Source organism: Endozoicomonas sp. ALD068 (assembly GCF_049310145.1).
Lineage (GTDB): Bacteria > Pseudomonadota > Gammaproteobacteria > Pseudomonadales > Endozoicomonadaceae > Endozoicomonas_A.
Map to the genome: position 1 here is coordinate 2085080 of NZ_JBLYNU010000004.1, position 16793 is coordinate 2101872.

General features: G+C 46.0%; 9 protein-coding genes and 6 tRNA genes. 2 read left to right on the plus strand and 13 right to left on the minus strand.

All coding sequences use genetic code 11. The features are described from left to right. Positions 1 to 422 precede the first annotated feature (422 nt). From ACO6V5_RS07445 to ACO6V5_RS07505, 13 genes are all read right to left on the minus strand, one after another. Positions 423 to 515: transfer RNA gene (locus ACO6V5_RS07445), tRNA-Ser, on the minus strand. Between the two features lie 41 nt (positions 516 to 556). Then, positions 557 to 633: transfer RNA gene (locus tag ACO6V5_RS07450), tRNA-Arg, on the minus strand. 22 nt (positions 634 to 655) lie between these two features. After that, a tRNA-Arg gene (locus ACO6V5_RS07455) sits at positions 656 to 732 on the minus strand. Positions 733 to 751: 19 nt separating this feature from the next. After that, positions 752 to 844, minus strand: a tRNA-Ser gene (locus tag ACO6V5_RS07460). Between the two features lie 39 nt (positions 845 to 883). Continuing rightward, positions 884 to 960 (minus strand) — tRNA-Arg (locus ACO6V5_RS07465). 174 nt (positions 961 to 1134) lie between these two features. After that, on the minus strand, positions 1135 to 4992 hold the full coding sequence (locus tag ACO6V5_RS07470; protein WP_422441794.1) for an autotransporter outer membrane beta-barrel domain-containing protein: 3858 nt from the start codon (positions 4990 to 4992) through the stop codon (positions 1135 to 1137). Between the two features lie 1226 nt (positions 4993 to 6218). Beyond that, positions 6219 to 6311 (minus strand) — tRNA-Ser (locus ACO6V5_RS07475). A gap of 209 nt (positions 6312 to 6520) precedes the next feature. Next, on the minus strand, positions 6521 to 6724 hold the full coding sequence (gene csrA, locus ACO6V5_RS07480) for a carbon storage regulator CsrA (protein ID WP_422133656.1): 204 nt from the start codon (positions 6722 to 6724) through the stop codon (positions 6521 to 6523). Between the two features lie 409 nt (positions 6725 to 7133). After that, on the minus strand, positions 7134 to 8378 hold the full coding sequence (locus ACO6V5_RS07485) for an aspartate kinase (protein WP_422133655.1): 1245 nt from the start codon (positions 8376 to 8378) through the stop codon (positions 7134 to 7136). Positions 8379 to 8502: 124 nt separating this feature from the next. Continuing rightward, positions 8503 to 11124 (minus strand): alanine--tRNA ligase, encoded by a 2622-nt coding sequence (alaS, locus tag ACO6V5_RS07490; RefSeq protein WP_422409558.1) that lies wholly within the window; start codon positions 11122 to 11124, stop codon positions 8503 to 8505. A gap of 132 nt (positions 11125 to 11256) precedes the next feature. After that, positions 11257 to 11709, minus strand: a complete 453-nt coding sequence (locus ACO6V5_RS07495) for a regulatory protein RecX (protein ID WP_422133654.1) — start codon at positions 11707 to 11709, stop codon at positions 11257 to 11259. Between the two features lie 3 nt (positions 11710 to 11712). Continuing rightward, complete coding sequence (recA, locus tag ACO6V5_RS07500; RefSeq protein ID WP_422133653.1) at positions 11713 to 12768, minus strand: recombinase RecA; 1056 nt, start codon at positions 12766 to 12768, stop codon at positions 11713 to 11715. A gap of 98 nt (positions 12769 to 12866) precedes the next feature. Next, positions 12867 to 13361: a CinA family protein gene (locus ACO6V5_RS07505; RefSeq protein ID WP_422133652.1), complete on the minus strand. Its 495-nt coding sequence runs from the start codon at positions 13359 to 13361 to the stop codon at positions 12867 to 12869. Between the two features lie 218 nt (positions 13362 to 13579). Here ACO6V5_RS07505 and mutS point away from each other — a divergent pair, with 218 nt between their 5' ends. Then, positions 13580 to 16147 (plus strand): DNA mismatch repair protein MutS, encoded by a 2568-nt coding sequence (mutS, locus tag ACO6V5_RS07510; RefSeq protein ID WP_422441792.1) that lies wholly within the window; start codon positions 13580 to 13582, stop codon positions 16145 to 16147. 187 nt (positions 16148 to 16334) lie between these two features. Next, positions 16335 to 16658 carry a ferredoxin FdxA gene (gene fdxA / locus ACO6V5_RS07515; RefSeq protein ID WP_257281113.1) on the plus strand — a complete coding sequence of 108 codons (324 nt, stop codon included), beginning with the start codon at positions 16335 to 16337 and terminating at the stop codon, positions 16656 to 16658. Positions 16659 to 16793: the final 135 nt, after the last annotated feature.

Consider the following 16793-nt stretch of genomic DNA (forward strand, 5'->3'; position numbering starts at 1 on the left):
AGTTAACAACTTTTAAACGACTTCTTATTGAAGATAGAATCATTTTTAATAAATAAAGTTCATCTGGGAAATTGATATGATTTCTCACTACTGTCCGGCTAAACATACCCAAGCTCCAGTCCCCTGATTCATGAGTAAATTGACTCTCATTTTCTCAGTTGGATCATTGAATAACTCCATCAAAGAACGGCGGCTGATCAGATTAGGGCTGATTCTCCATGCTATTTGTTGTAAGTAGAACTTGAAAGCCGTTGTATTCTGAGCAACGCGTAACAAAAGGGAATCACTTTCAGCTCAGAGCCAAAATTTATATGGCAAGGCTAAAAGCTTCTCTGAGGCACTTGAAAGAGGTTGCTAACTGCGTAACTTGAGTTGTTTAAATAGTCAAGCATTGATAAATCAATGAGTTAAGAGATACAGAATGGCGGTGAGGGAGGGATTCGAACCCTCGATACGGCTACAAACCGTATACTCCCTTAGCAGGGGAGCGCCTTCAGCCTCTCGGCCACCTCACCGTCATATTCTTTGTTTTGATGGGGTTACCCAACTTTCAAATTGGCGCGTCCGGGAGGATTCGAACCTCCGACCGCCTGGTTCGTAGCCAGGTACTCTATCCAGCTGAGCTACGGACGCTCATATTTGAAAACTTCTTAAATGGCGCGCTCGGGAGGATTCGAACCTCCGACCGCCTGGTTCGTAGCCAGGTACTCTATCCAGCTGAGCTACGAGCGCGTAATACTAACTTGTTCACTGGCGGTGAGGGAGGGATTCGAACCCTCGATACGGCTACAAACCGTATACTCCCTTAGCAGGGGAGCGCCTTCAGCCTCTCGGCCACCTCACCGGTACAACTTATACTAGCGACACTTGCCGTTTTAATGAGTGGCGCGCTCGGGAGGATTCGAACCTCCGACCGCCTGGTTCGTAGCCAGGTACTCTATCCAGCTGAGCTACGAGCACGCTGCATCAACGGGAGCGAACTATAGAGATTTAACCCCGAGGAGTCAACGGTATTGTGGCAATTTTCACATTTGAACAACAACGCACAACAACAAAAAAGCCCCACACAGGCAGGGCTAAAAAAGTTCAGGTCCAACTAAAGACGCAGGTGGTTAGACGTTAGTTTGCAACCAATCAAAAATCATAACGGATAGTTGCATTCAAGCTATCCGCCTTGAAGTCCCCCATCCAGTTATTGTCATAATGCAGACTCAAGCTCAGGTTGTTTTCCATTTTGTAGTTAACACCCAAACCGGCCAGGAAGCGATTTTGCTCACGTTCAGCACCCGTGAATGTCAAGGTTTTACCGCCTTGAAGGATTGTCACCGTTGCTTCAGGCTTTTCATCCTTAAAGTCATGGTAACCCATCAAAACAAACTCAGGTTGGAGAATACCTCGACCCAACTCGAAATCACCCATAAGCTTCAAACCTGCACCCAGCTCCATGACTTCGAATTCCTTCATCTTACGCTTCTGAGCCCAGTCACCTGTTTGCTTTTCAGTGAGATCATCAAATTTAACACTGTTATAGCCAAAGGTGACCTGAGGCTGAAGAACCCACTGATTTATCTGATAGTTATAGCCAGCTACTAAACGTGCCCCCCAGACAGTGCTATCGGCTTCGCCTCTGTAAGCAGTCTTTTCCAGCTGAACTTTACGCTTGTATTCATTGACTCCCTTACCATAACTGAACATTGAGTCCAGGAAGTAATTATTTTGATTCCATCCAGTATAAAGGGTGCCCATATAAGTATCGGTCGCTGTTTCACGATGTATGTCGTTAGTTTCAACCTTTGTATTACCATAGGTGAAGGCAAAACCGACCGTCATCTGATCATTAAGCGTGGTATCAGCACCAAGAGTGACTCCATTAACTCTGGCTTGATAACCTTTTAGAACTTCATCATTATCAAGCTTTCCGTTATTGAAAATATACTCGGCCCAAAACCCCTGAGACTGATACATATCGCCAGCATTAACTCCAGTACGGTTACTGTTGAGACGACGACCAATCGACTCATTAACTTTATTTTGCAAAGTTACAGAAGCACGACCCACTGCGTTATTGAGACCGGGCAACTGCTGGTCAGCAAACAACTTGATGTCCTGCTGCTCCGCCATTGTTACAAGGTTGAACATAGACTGTGATGAAACCATATTGTCAGTAGACAATGCCGATTCATAGGTAGCAATGTACATTTTTGCCTGATCTTCAGACAGACTATATTGAGAGCGCAATTTCTGAACCGGATTGTCATCATACTTCACATTAATAGAGTATACAGACTTGCCAGTCTTCTCACTCTTCGCAAATCCACTGTCTGAAGCATCAATGAATACGGTACCTGTATCGGGAGCAACAAAGCTACCCTCTACTTTATCGGCCTCAATAACTGCAATCGAAGTAGTCAAAGGCTTACCAGACTTGGCTTCTTCATAAAGATTTTTGGCATTTTCAAAACGTTTCTTACTGTCAATGCTATTGGTCAAATCAAGTTTGATCTGGTTCTGTCCCTGCAACTTCAAAGAACCATCAACACTGACATAGGGGACAGACGACAGTGATTTATCATCACCATCCACGACAAGGAACAGGTTAGCACCTTTCTCAAGTGTTTTACCCTTCGTTGCCAATAATGAAGGTGCTGACTCAAGAACAGGGGTATTTTTCTCATCCAGCTTGCTTTGCTTAAACGTCTTAAAGAGTTTCAAACTACCTTTGGAATCGACAACCAAAGGAGCAACCACTTTGACCTGCTTGAGTTCAGTAGATTGAAAGATAGGCATTTGAGACTTTTTAGTAGCTACCCTATCCAAAGTTCTCAGCTCAGTAGTGCCGGGCTTAACATCAATCTGACCCGTTACAAGCACTTCCTTTAGGTGCCCTCGCTCTTTCCCATCAACAACGCCGCCAATCTCACCACCCTTCAAAGTACCTTTTTTCAGAGTAACTGTTGAACCAGTGAAGCGTTCAGGATCTTTCTCATCGCCATTTTCAGCAGCAAAGCCTTGTAGGCTACCTTCTAAAGTACCACCGTCCAAAATAAAGTGTCTGAAACCATGAATATCCTTGGACACTTCCTGCCCGACAGCCAGAGTTACATCTGCGTCTCTAATAACGAAAACAGGCTGCGCATCATTAGACATTGATCGAACGGTCGCTTTTCCTCTCAGGTCAAACGAGACCAGTGGCCTTTCGAGCGTGCTGACTTCGTCGGCATACAGTTGACCATCTTCAACCAGAACTTTCTCAATATCAGTAAGGCTGACGTGTGAGACAGAGCCTTTCCTAACCTCAAACACATCAAGTACATCTTCAGCTTCAACATCAACAACGTGCTCTGCAAAACCATCAATGGAGCCTTCCATTGCCTTCTGAGCATTAAGACCTTTAACGGGAACAGCCTTGATTTCAGTAAGCGTAATTGAATTTGGCTGTTTCATTTTCCTAGTGTTGTCATTACCTTCTAACTCATCAGAAATAATGCTTTCCAGAGCAATCTTGTTCTCTTCCTGCATACTCAGATGAGTATTACTCAGAACGATATTCTGACCAGCCACAACGCCTTTTCCAGCATTTGCTGTATCGTCGGACCCTGCATCAACAGTTATATCACTGTCTGTGATAGTGACATTAGCGGATGCTGGAGTAACACCATCTTCCGCAACACCGATTTGTCGAACAACCAACCTGGAGCCTTTGATCTCTATATCTTCATAGCCTTTCAGATTGACAGTACCTTTTTTAGCCCCATCGATAACTGCTACCGCAGCTTTTCGTGCAATTGGCTTATGGACCTTTTTACCATGCTTATTCATGGCTTCTTCCATAATTTCCAATTGCTCTGGTAGTACTCCTACCAAGTCTAAAAAAGTATCAACAGTCTTGGTTTTTTTTCCGTCAACTTCGACATCAACACCCGTTACATCATCAACACCTTTCAGATAGATGATCGTAGATCGGATAGCACCATCTTTTGCGATACGTACCGATGTACCTTCTTTGGCAACAAATGCATCAAGTGCTCGTTCACTTGTGCCGAAACCTTCATGCACCGCACTGGATCTCCCAGAAAGAACAACTGTGCCGTATGCCTTAACATCAGCCTCGTCTTCAGTTGCAGCTGATGCTACCACTGGTACTCTTTCTCCCTCTTTAAAACCACTGCTGACATCCGCCAGTTCCAACACTCTGGTTTTAAAGCCCAGCCCGGTCACTTTACCATTGCCATTTGTCTTTAATTCAAAGACTTCTTCAACATTGGTCAGCTTTTCAAGAACTGTTTTTCTGACACCCCCGTCAGATAAATCGATACCTTTCAGTATGATTGCATCCGGAGCCACCTTAACCTTTTTCGTTTTCCTGGTAGATTCATCCACAACTTCTTTTTCAACGAGAATGGCATCACGAAGTGCTAAATTTTCAAGTTCTACCAATCTTTTAACGTAGGCGTTCCTGGCTTCATTAAGGCTTTGACCGTCTTTTTTAAAAAGGTGTTTATCAAGCCCATAATCTTGACCACTAAAGCTCGATTGCGTCTCTGCTGCACCCAAAGACTCAAGTGCACTATGCGCTCTCCCCAAAACGGCCCTTTCCCGCTTAACCAAAGACTCTGACTCTTTTGGCTTGCGATCATCGGCAGATACACTTCTTTCACTTAACAATAAAAAATCAGGTGCATCTATTTCAAGCTGCTTCCAGAAACTGGCATTGATGAATAAACGCTCTGCATCTGTTTGTTTTTCATCATGTTTAACTTTATAGACTTCATAACGTTTAACTGCCTTATCAGCCTGTTTAATCAGTGGATCATCAGAAAGCATTTCATTCCGAACTTTTACCATTCCGGAAAGATCTACTTTTTCAACTGTTTTAAAGAAATCTTTGTTATTCACGAGGAATTGAGCCTGTGAACATTTACTATAACCCCCAAGAGCCGTGACCACGGCTATGGAAAGCAGTGTCTTATTAAACACCTGAACCTGTCTCATTACTGCAACTCCAACCTCTTTTCTGGATGTTCTTTTCGTTGAACTTTCTCATTTATGAGTTTTCAAATTAACGGACATATCAGACATAGGAGCCTGAAGGCAAGGTATCGTACAGATGGCAACAAGTAATATTAAATACTTTTTCAGAATTAAAAGTGATATTAATTTTTCTATAGATTCTATAGATATAAAGATTCTTTCTTTTAGAAACCTGCAACTAACCCCCAGCGCCTATTAATTAAAACATTGGTAAATTTTTCGTATATGTTTTAACAAACACAACAGTATCAATCAAAAACTGCCAGGTTAAGTCACTATATTAGGGAGCTAAGCTTCCGATAAATAAAAATGTACATTAGTTCTAAAAAATACTTGCCTATGAAGCACATTCTTTTAATACTTTCTTTCAGCCTTATTTTCTCTGGCTGTCACTCCCCTGCTCCTTTTAATACCACTACCACACAACTTCTGGCCAACTCGAAAAAACTGTCCTCTGTGGAAATATCCACTTCAACCCACACCCTCAAGGCATGGCTATCTGAAAACGCCAGAAAAGAAAGATTAAGGGTCTATATAGAAGGAGATGGTAAAGCCTGGCTAAAGAGGGGTACACCCTCTTCCGACCCAACACCGGTCAATAGACTGGTTCATAGCCTTATGTTGAAGGATCCATACTCCGATATCGCTTATCTGGGCAGACCTTGCCAGTACATCATGACCAAGTTCTGCAATAAATCAGTCTGGACTTTTGGCCGCTACGACAAGGCTTCTCTGACAAGCATTAACGAGGCTTTAGATTATTTGAAGAAAAAGGGTAATTATAGAGAACTCGAGTTGATTGGTTACTCAGGAGGGGCCACTCTGGCTCTGTTATCAGCGGCCCAAAGGGATGACGTGGCCTCAATCTTGACGGTGGCTGGCAACCTCGACCCGTTTTTCACCAACCAGTTTCATAAAGTCAGCCCAATGCCTTCTGCTCTGAACCCGTTAGATTTTCGAGATAAACTCAGAGACATTCCTCAAAGACATTTTTATGGCAGCAAAGACCCCATAATCCCCTATCAAATTTCAAAGCATTATCGAAATTCACTGAGCAACGATAAGTGTATTTCAATCGTTAGAGTTGAAGGAGCATCACATCACAAAGGTTGGAGCAGAGCATGGAGCAGATTGATAACAACCAGCCTGCCCTGTGATCTTAATGAGAAAGGAAACATTAAAGAATCTGGCGGTGAGGGAGGGATTCGAACCCTCGATACGGCTACAAACCGTATACTCCCTTAGCAGGGGAGCGCCTTCAGCCTCTCGGCCACCTCACCGCATGCGCGATTAATACTACTGTTCGCACCCTGGAATGCAAGCTTTTTCTTCTTACTTACGACCAGAGACTTTTATAAAGGTTCTAAAGTTTGTCACCTTATCGGCAAACGCATTATCGCTCCTTAATCGAGACATTTTTCATAGATAAAAAAATACCCGGGCTGTTAGCCGGGTACTTTTCACTGAATTCGGTGTTAAAACCAGATACTCAGTAAGGCTCAGAGGCAGACGGAACACCCCCGTGCTCTTTCTCTTTCTGAATTCTCTGGTAGATCTCTTCACGATGAACGGCAACTTCTTTTGGCGCATTGACTCCAATACGCACCTGGTTACCTTTAACGCCCAGCACAGTGACAGTGACCTCGTCCCCGACCATCAGGGTCTCTCCTACGCGGCGAGTCAGAATCAGCATTACAATCTCCTTATTTACATCTCTGTAAGTCAACGACCGTCAATCCTGAGCACGGTGATGCTTTGCTTGATTGACCTTAGCCCCAAATACGGGAACACTTTCTCAGCAAGGCAGCTACTGCCAGATCACCGTTTCATGCTTGAGAAGCTCTCAGCCAACAGAGTCTAGCCACCGAACCCAACATTTCCATGCGTATTTTTACTAGCAGAGAAATGTAGTCATCAAAAAAATCACATTTTGTAAGTTTTTAACAGGCACAACCCATTCTAGTTGAAGAATCCATGCCTGACGGGAATGACGGTGTATTTGTCCGATATTCCTCCTGACTGTTGATCAAACCAGTCTCAGAGCCATTCGGGTTTAGCACGTTGAACTGCAGCATTCCCTTTTCAAGATACCCTACTCAACCTTAGACTTCGCTACTCTCTACAGGTTCCCTATCCAGTTCAAATACAGAGTGAAGAGCCCTTACAGCCAACTCGAGATACTTCTCTGCGATAATAACGGAAACTTTGATTTCAGAAGTTGAGATGATCTGAATATTGATACCTTCTGCAGCCAGAGCCTGAAACATCCGGGTGGCGACACCTGCGTGGGATCTCATACCCACACCGACGATAGAAACTTTAGCGATTTTTTCATCACCGTCATATTCGCGTGCACCCAATTCCTTACAGACTTTGGCACAAACATCAAGAGTGTTCTGATAATCATTACGGTGCACAGTAAAGGTAAAATCAGTGGTACGATCATCTGACACGTTCTGAACAATCATATCCACTTCAATGTTGGCCTGACTGACAGGACCCAATATTCGGGATGCGACACCTGGAATGTCAGGTACACCTTTAATAGTAACTTTCGCTTCATCCCTGTTAAAGGCTATACCAGATACTACCGGTGATTCCATAGCTACATCCTCATCGTCGATCGTAATTAGAGTTCCGGGGCCTTCCTGCATGGAATGCAGTACCCTCAGTTTGACATTATATTTTCCAGCGAACTCAACCGCCCGAATCTGCAAAACTTTTGAACCCAGACTGGCCATTTCCAGCATCTCTTCAAAAGTAATCTTGTCCAGTCTTCTTGCCCCCTCCACAACTCGTGGATCGGTTGTATAAACACCGTCGACATCTGTATAAATCTGACACTCATCTGCCTCAAGAGCAGCTGCCAAAGCAACGGCTGTAGTATCGGAGCCGCCTCTTCCAAGAGTTGTAACATTGCCTTCAGCATCACACCCCTGAAAGCCAGCGACGATCACTACACGACCCTGATCAAGGTCAGCCCGCACCTTCTCTGTATCTATATGCTGTATACGAGCTTTTGTGTGAGCCTGATCCGTAACAATGGAAACCTGACTACCGTTATAAGAACGGGCAGGACAGTTACGCTCATTAAGAGCCATTGCCAGAAGGGCTATTGTGACCTGCTCACCGGTGGAAAGCAGAACATCCATCTCTCTGGGTGTGGGTTGTTTTTGAATACTGGACGCAAGATCAGTCAGTCGATTGGTCTCGCCACTCATTGCTGAGACAACGACAACGACATCATGCCCCTTATCCCTGAACCCTTTCACCTTGTCAGCTACTCCCTGGATGCGATCCAGGTCCCCAACAGAGGTGCCGCCAAATTTTTGTACTAACAGCGCCATGTTTATATCGTTCTACGTCAATCAGCCAACGCCGGAATTTAACACGAATAGCTTTATTAAAAAAAGCTTACGATAAAAAAACGAGCCATATGGCTCGTTTTTTTATCAGGGTAAATCGATCACATTACAGACGTTCTTGTAACCATGGTACTATAGATTCAAGCGCTTCTTTGATTTTGGAAGCATCTGAACCACCACCCTGAGCAAAGTCTGGACGACCTCCACCACGACCATTGACCTGACTGGCAACCATTTTCAACAAGTCACCCGCCTTCACCCTATCAGTAAGATCTTTGGTTACTCCCGCTACCAGAGGGAACTTAGAGTGGCCAGGGACAGCCAGAAATACGATACCGGTCTGGAGCTTACCTTTCAGCTGATCGACCATGTCACGGAGAGACTTAGGGTCTACTCCCTCTAACTCAGTAGCCAGCAACTTCACACCATCGACATCAATTGTCCTGGACAGAAGGTCAGCACTGTCGGCAGAGGCCAGCTTCTGTTGAAGTTTATGAAGCTCTTTCTCAAGTTCTTTATTCCGATCGAGAAGAGAAGAAACTTTATCTTGTAAATTGTCCTGAGAACCTTTTACCAGACTTGCGACCGATTTCAGGGTATCTTCCAGTTTTTCCTGATAATCAATCGCAGCTACACCTGTTACAGCCTCAATGCGTCGCACACCCGCTGCAATACCGGACTCAGAAATAATTCTGAATGAACCGATATCACCCGTACGACTAACGTGAGTACCCCCGCAGAGTTCAACAGAGAAGCCTTCAGAACCCATAGAAAGCACGCGAACCTCTACACCGTACTTTTCACCAAACAGAGCCATTGCGCCTTTAGCCTGAGCAGCTTTCATATCTAACAGCTCGGTTTCCACCTGACTATTATTACGGATCTGCTGATTAACCAGTCTCTCTATAGCCCGGAGTTCTCCTGGCTTAACCCCTTCAAAGTGGGAAAAGTCAAAGCGAAGTTTGTCATGATCTACCAGAGAGCCTTTTTGAGTAACATGCTCACCCAGAACCTTGCGAAGTGCAGCATGAAGCAAATGGGTGGCAGAGTGATTCTGCTCCGTTGCCTTTCGGGCTTCAACATCAACGTAGGCACTCACAATATCACCAACTTTTAATTTACCCTGGGATACTTCTGAGATATGAAGATGACTGTCGCCCTGTTTCTGAGTGTCCAGCACTTTAACCTCGCCACCCTCAAACCTGAGCGAGCCGCTATCACCCACCTGACCACCAGATTCTGCATAAAAAGGTGTTGACTGCAGAACGACCGTCGCCTGTTGACCTTCAGAAATAAAATCAACTGACTGTCCATCAACAAACAGAGCAGTGACTTCAGCTCCGTCCTGAAGACTTTCATAGCCCGTGAAATCAGTAGCTCCCTCAATAACCAACTGTTCGCTGTAGTCCACGCCAAATTTGCTGGCTGCGCGGGCCCTTTCTCGCTGAGCCTCAAGTAACTGCTCGAAACCTTCTTCATCTACCGCCAGCTTACGCTCTCTGGCAATGTCACTGGTCAGATCAACGGGGAAACCATAGGTATCGTAAAGCGTGAACACTACATCACCAGGAATAACACTATCCTCAAGCCCCTGGAGCTTGCCTTCCAGCAGTTTCATTCCCTTATCGAGCGTTTTAGCAAACTGCTCTTCTTCCTGTAGCAATATTCTCTCTATCTGCGCCTGATTTTTTGCAAGATCAGGATAAGCATCACCCATCTCACGCACTAGAGAAGCTACCAGCTTATAGAAGAACGACCCAGTGGCTCCCAATTTGTGTCCATGGCGACATGCGCGACGGATGATACGTCTGAGTGTGTATCCGCGACTTTCGTTAGACGGCACGACGCCATCGGAAATGATAAATGAGCTTGAACGGATATGATCGGCAATAACGCGCAGTGAAGCCTCTGGTGTTGGTACACCACCCAGAATTCCGGAAGCATCATTCAACAGGTTCTGGAAGATATCAATATCATAGTTACTATGCCCTCCCTGCATAATCGCAGAAATCCTTTCCAGCCCCATACCTGTATCCACCGATGGCTTGGGCAAAGGTTCCATCAGTCCATCCACCTGACGGTTGTATTGCATGAAGACAATGTTCCAGATTTCAATAAAACGATCGCCATCTTCGTCCGGAGTTCCGGGTCGACCACCCCAGATATGATCACCGTGATCATAGAAGACTTCTGTGCAAGGTCCGCAAGGACCGGTATCTCCCATCTGCCAGAAGTTGTCAGAGGCGTACGGAGCTCCTTTGTTGTCACCAATACGAATGATATTTTCAGCAGCAACACCGATCTCATTAAGCCAGATGTCATAAGCCTCATCGTCTGATTCATAAACCGTAACACAGAGACGCTCAACGGGCAGTTGCAGTTTTTCAGTCAGGAAAGTCCAGGCAAAACGAATGGCGTCCTGCTTGAAATAGTCACCAAAACTGAAGTTACCCAGCATTTCAAAAAAGGTGTGATGACGGGCAGTGTAGCCCACATTTTCAAGATCATTGTGCTTACCACCAGCACGAACACACTTTTGGGACGAGGTTGCTCGTGTATATGCTCGCTGTTCCCTGCCGAGGAATGCTTCCTTAAACTGGTTCATACCTGCATTGGTGAACAGCAGGGTTGGATCGTCGTGAGGCACCAGAGAACTACTGGGTACGACTTCATGCCCATTTTCTCTGAAGTATTCAAGAAAAGCAGAGCGAATCTCAGCACTTTTCATATATTTCACACGAGTCATACAAGTCTTCCAAACGGGAGATTAAACAGCAATCTATAAAAGACGGACATTATATAGAAGGGAAAGAAAAACAGCCATGCAGACTCTGTTTAAGTTAAATGTTGTTCATATGGGCTAAGTTAAAAATAGCTGCTTTAGACAATTTGAAATCTGAAGACTGGTAAAGCCTCTCTGCGCCAGAAACCGATACTGTTTAGATCTTTCCCCCGCTCCAGCGGGCAAGTTATTACCAAATTTGCGACACCTACTGGATCTTGCCATCTCCAGCCAGACATCATCGTCCTCAAACAGAAAAGATGAGATTACTTGATCAGCAAGGCCTTTCCTGCGCAAATCAGAGCGTATTCTGACGGGGCCATATCCTTTTTCTGTTTTTGAACGAACATAACTCTCGATAAAGCGCTCATCACTTTGGAGACCTTCGTCTTGTAATCTCTCAAGTGCAGGAACCACATCAAAATCAGGGTAACGCCGACTGAGCTTTTGCTGAAGCTCCTGAAAACTGTGTTCACGGCGTGCCAGCAAATCCATGCCAGCACGGCGAATATCTTTGTCAAAGACTTCCAAAACTTATTCCGTCAGAAGTTCATCCTGATGCTTTGCATCTGATTTTGCAGAGGCTTCAGACCCAGGTTCTGCAGAACCCAACAATTCAGCTCGAATCTGTGCTTCTATCTCTTCAGCAATCTTTGGATTGTCGGTCAGATATTGAGCAGCATTGGCCTTACCCTGACCAATTTTCGTACCTTTGTAGGAGTACCAGGCGCCGGATTTCTCGACCAACTTCTGTTTAACGCCCAAGTCAATCACTTCACCCATGTGATAAATACCCTGACCGTAAAGAATCTGGAACTCAGCCTGACGGAAGGGAGGAGAAACCTTGTTCTTGACCACCTTGACCCGGGTTTCATTACCAGTAATTTCATCACCCTGCTTCACTGCACCGGTTCTGCGAATATCCAGACGAACAGAAGAATAGAACTTAAGAGCATTACCACCCGTGGTAGTCTCGGGGTTACCAAACATTACACCAATCTTCATACGAATCTGATTGATGAAAATAACCAAACAGTTTGCCTGTTTGATAGAACCCGTGATTTTTCGCAGAGCCTGAGACATCAAGCGTGCCTGAAGGCCGACATGAGAGTCACCCATATCCCCCTCGATTTCAGCTTTGGGAACCAGAGCCGCAACGGAGTCTACAACAATGACATCAACCGCACCGGAACGAACCAACATGTCCGTAATTTCCAGTGCCTGCTCTCCGGTATCAGGCTGCGAAACGTAGAGGTCATCAACATCCACACCCAGCTTGCCAGCGTACTGAGGATCCAGAGCGTGCTCAGCATCTACGAAAGCACAGGTAGCACCCTGCTTCTGAGCTTCTGCAATTACACTGAGCGTCAGTGTGGTCTTGCCAGAAGATTCAGGACCAAAAATCTCAACTACACGACCCTTTGGTAGCCCCCCTATTCCCAACGCTATGTCCAGTTGTAATGAGCCTGTAGAGATAGCTGGAATGGCTTCCTGCTTCTGGTCACCCATGCGCATGACCGTTCCTTTACCAAACTGGCGGTCAATCTGACCCAGAGCCGCCGTTAATGCTTTCTTTCTGTTCTCATCCATTATTCAAATCCACCCTTTTAGTACAGGCCACTATTCTTTAAGTATTCAAATCTTTAGATACTGTATATTTAAACACTATCTGTATATTTGTCCAGCATTTATCTGGAAATTCTATCCGCCAGTTTAATCAAGCCGTCCAGAGCGACATCAACGGCCTGTCTTCTCACTTGCTCCCTGTCTCCGGAAAAGTGAAAGACCTCAGTCGTTACCTGATCGTTAAAACACCAGCCAACCCATACTGTACCCACCGGCTTTTCATCAGTCCCACCTTCAGGGCCAGCAACGCCAGAAATGGAAACACTCAAGGGTACAGAAAGGCGCTTGACAGCACCCAATGCCATGCTTTCCACAACAGGCTGACTGACAGCACCGTAACGATCAATCAGCGCAACAGGCACACCCAGAAACTTGTGTTTCATAGCATTGGAGTAGCTGACAATGGCGCCTTCAAACCAGGATGAACTACCGGCAAGAGAAGTAAAAACCTGACTGAGCCAGCCACCAGTACAGGATTCAGCAGCAGCCACTTTCAAGTTTCCAGCCTGAAGTTTTCCAGCCAGCAGCAGCAGCTTTTTGTCAAAATCTCCGGACATCAATTTCGCCTCTGGGTCAAATAGGAAGAGTTTTTTTGAATCGGGTCAGACATACATTCAACTGCCCGCAGCTGCCAATAGCTAAAGATAAACCATTGTTGCCATGAAAACAGCCAGCTTTTCATAGTAAAATGACAGATTGTTTGTCAGCAACCTGAATTCAAGGCTTACCCTCATCTATGAGCCAGCGCAAAGACACCCAGAGTCAGCATACACCAATGATGCAGCAATACCTGCGAATCAAACAGAAGCACCGGGAGCACCTGGTATTCTATCGCATGGGAGATTTTTACGAGCTCTTCTATGACGATGCCCGTAAAGCTGCGGAGTTATTGGATATAACCTTGACAACCCGTGGACAGTCCGCCGGTGAGCCCATTCCCATGTCAGGTATCCCTTACCATGCTGTAGAGGGTTACCTGGCTCGCCTGGTCAGACTGCGCGTTTCTGTCGCCATTTGCGAGCAAGTTGGCGACCCGGCTTCATCAAAAGGCCCTGTTGAAAGAAAAGTCGTCCGGATCCTGACACCTGGTACAGTGAGTGACGAAGCACTGCTGGACGAACAGCAGGACAACCTTCTGACCGCACTGACCCGATCAGAAAATCGATATGGAATAGCCTCTCTGGATATCAGCAGTGGTCAATTTACAGCAGTAGAAGTCGAGGGTGAAGAAGCGCTGATGGCAGAAGTTGAGCGTATCAACCCTGCCGAAATTCTCATCAATGACAGTGTTGAATGGCCAGTCCGAATTGTTGAACGTCCGGGGACAATCAAACGCCCGCCCTGGGACTTTGATCGTGACAGCGCCTATGAAGGATTAACCCGTCAGTTTCAAACCAAAAACCTGCAAGGATTCGACTGCGAATCATTAACAGTCGGTCTGGAGGTGGCAGGCTGTCTGTTGCAATACGCCAAGGAAACACAGAGAACTGCCCTGCCCCACATTCGAAGCATCCGGCAGGAAGTTCGCGAAGAAAGCGTAGTCCTTGACGCAGCCAGCCGAAAAAACCTGGAACTAACCCAGAACCTCAATGGTGGCCGGGATCACACACTTTTGTCAGTACTTGATAAAACAGCGACCGCTATGGGCAGCCGATTACTTTCAAGATGGCTGAATCGCCCCCTGAGAAATCTTTATAAGTTACAAAAACGCCAATCCATTCTCTCAACAATAAAATCTGGCTATTACTTCGAGCAGATTCAACCCTTGCTTCGCGGCATTGGCGATATTGAGCGTATTCTTGCCAGAGTAGCATTAAAATCAGCCCGTCCAAGAGATTTGGCTCGTCTGAGAGATGCTCTAAATCAGCTGCCTGAGCTGCAATCCATTCTCAAAACGATCGACAATGAGGACATTCATAAGCTGGCTGAAGCCATCAGTGAACACCCTCAGGTTACAGATCTACTGAGCCGGGCCATTATCGAAAATCCGCCCGTCATCATCAGAGACGGCGGCGTCATTGCGGAGGGCTTTGACACAGAACTGGATGAGTTTCGTGCTCTCAGTCAGAACGCAGGCGATTATCTTGTTGAACTGGAAAAAAGAGAGAAGGAGAAAACAGGGCTACCTAGCCTGAAGGTCGGCTTTAACAGGGTTCATGGCTATTACATTGAACTCAGCCGAAGAGAGTCTGAAGACGCTCCGGTAGACTACATACGTCGCCAGACACTGAAAAATACAGAACGTTTCATCACACCGGAATTAAAAGAGTTCGAAGATAAGGCTCTGTCCAGCAAAAGCAGAGCGCTTTCCAGGGAGAAAGCACTTTACGACGAATTACTGGTTAATCTTCTGGAAGCACTGGGCCCTCTTCAGGAAACAGCCATGAGCATCTCTGAACTGGACGTTCTGAACAACTTGTCAGAAAGAGCTGAGACTCTGAACTTCTGCCAGCCAGAACTGAGCCCGGATCCTGGCATTCATATTGAAGATGGTCGCCACCCGGTTGTCGAACAGGTGTTAACTGAGCCCTTTGTCGCCAACAATGTAGACCTGCATGCAACAAAAAGAATGCTTGTTATCACTGGCCCAAACATGGGTGGTAAATCGACCTATATGAGGCAAACGGCACTGATCGTCTTATTAGCCCACGTAGGGAGTTTTGTTCCTGCCAACCACGCAAAAATTGGTCTGGTAGACAGAATATTCACCCGAATAGGCTCATCCGATGACCTGGCCGGGGGACGATCCACGTTTATGGTGGAAATGACTGAAACAGCCAATATTCTGCATAACGCCTCAGCAAGCAGCCTGGTTTTGATGGATGAAGTGGGTCGGGGAACCAGCACATTCGATGGCTTGTCACTGGCCTGGGCCTGCGCTCATCACCTGGCCGACACCGTCAAGGCATTCACACTGTTCGCCACTCACTATTTTGAGCTGACTCAACTACCAGACGAGTGCAGCTCAGTTGCCAACGTTCATCTGAATGCTACAGAACACGACGATAAAATTGTATTTTTGCACTCGGTTCAGGATGGCCCTGCCAGCCAGAGTTACGGTTTACAAGTGGCTCAGCTAGCTGGCGTCCCGAGAAATGTAGTCTCTCAGGCGCGATCCAGGTTGCAACAATTGGAAGAAGGCTCAACTGATCAGGCTATGCGACAGCCCCCAAAACAGGCCAAAAAGGGTTGTCATGAGAACCCGACTCAGGCAGATATGTTTGCAGCTTCACAACCACATCCGGCCGTCGAAGCACTCAAAGATCTCAACCCTGACAACCTGTCACCCCGTCAGGCTCTCGGGTTGCTGTACGACCTCAAGTCACTGATTGCGCAAAACTGACTATGCTCATAACTGGTTAAACTACTACCTTAGAAACAATACTGGTAGACTTGTCGCCTCGACTGGTTAGGCCTTGCGTCAAACCAGTCAGGGATATGCGATTGGAAATGTCATTCCTGATGGTGACATTTCATGAATGTATTGTGACTGACTTATCATCAGCCTGAACAAACGGAGTGTAACCATCATGACTTTCGTAGTGGGTGAAAACTGCATAAAGTGCAAATACACCGATTGCGTGGAAGTGTGTCCCGTAGATTGTTTTTACGAAGGACCCAACTTTCTGGTCATCCACCCGGACGAATGTATCGACTGCGCCCTCTGTGAGCCTGAGTGCCCAGCCAATGCGATCTTCTCCGAGGATGAGGTACCGGAAGATCAGCAGGAGTTTATTGAACTCAACGCCGTACTTGCTGACGTCTGGGATAACATTACAGAAAAAACAGATGCACTCCCCGACGCGGAAAAATGGGATGGCGTTAAAGGTAAGCTTGAACATCTGGAACGATAGAACCAAGAAGATCACTATAGGAAAAGTGTGCAGAACGACCTTGATTACTGCTTTCAATGATTCGGGCGTTAACTCTTTCCCAAACAAAAAGCCATGACCCCAAGATCATGGCTTTTTTATTATCAAGGCACTGCT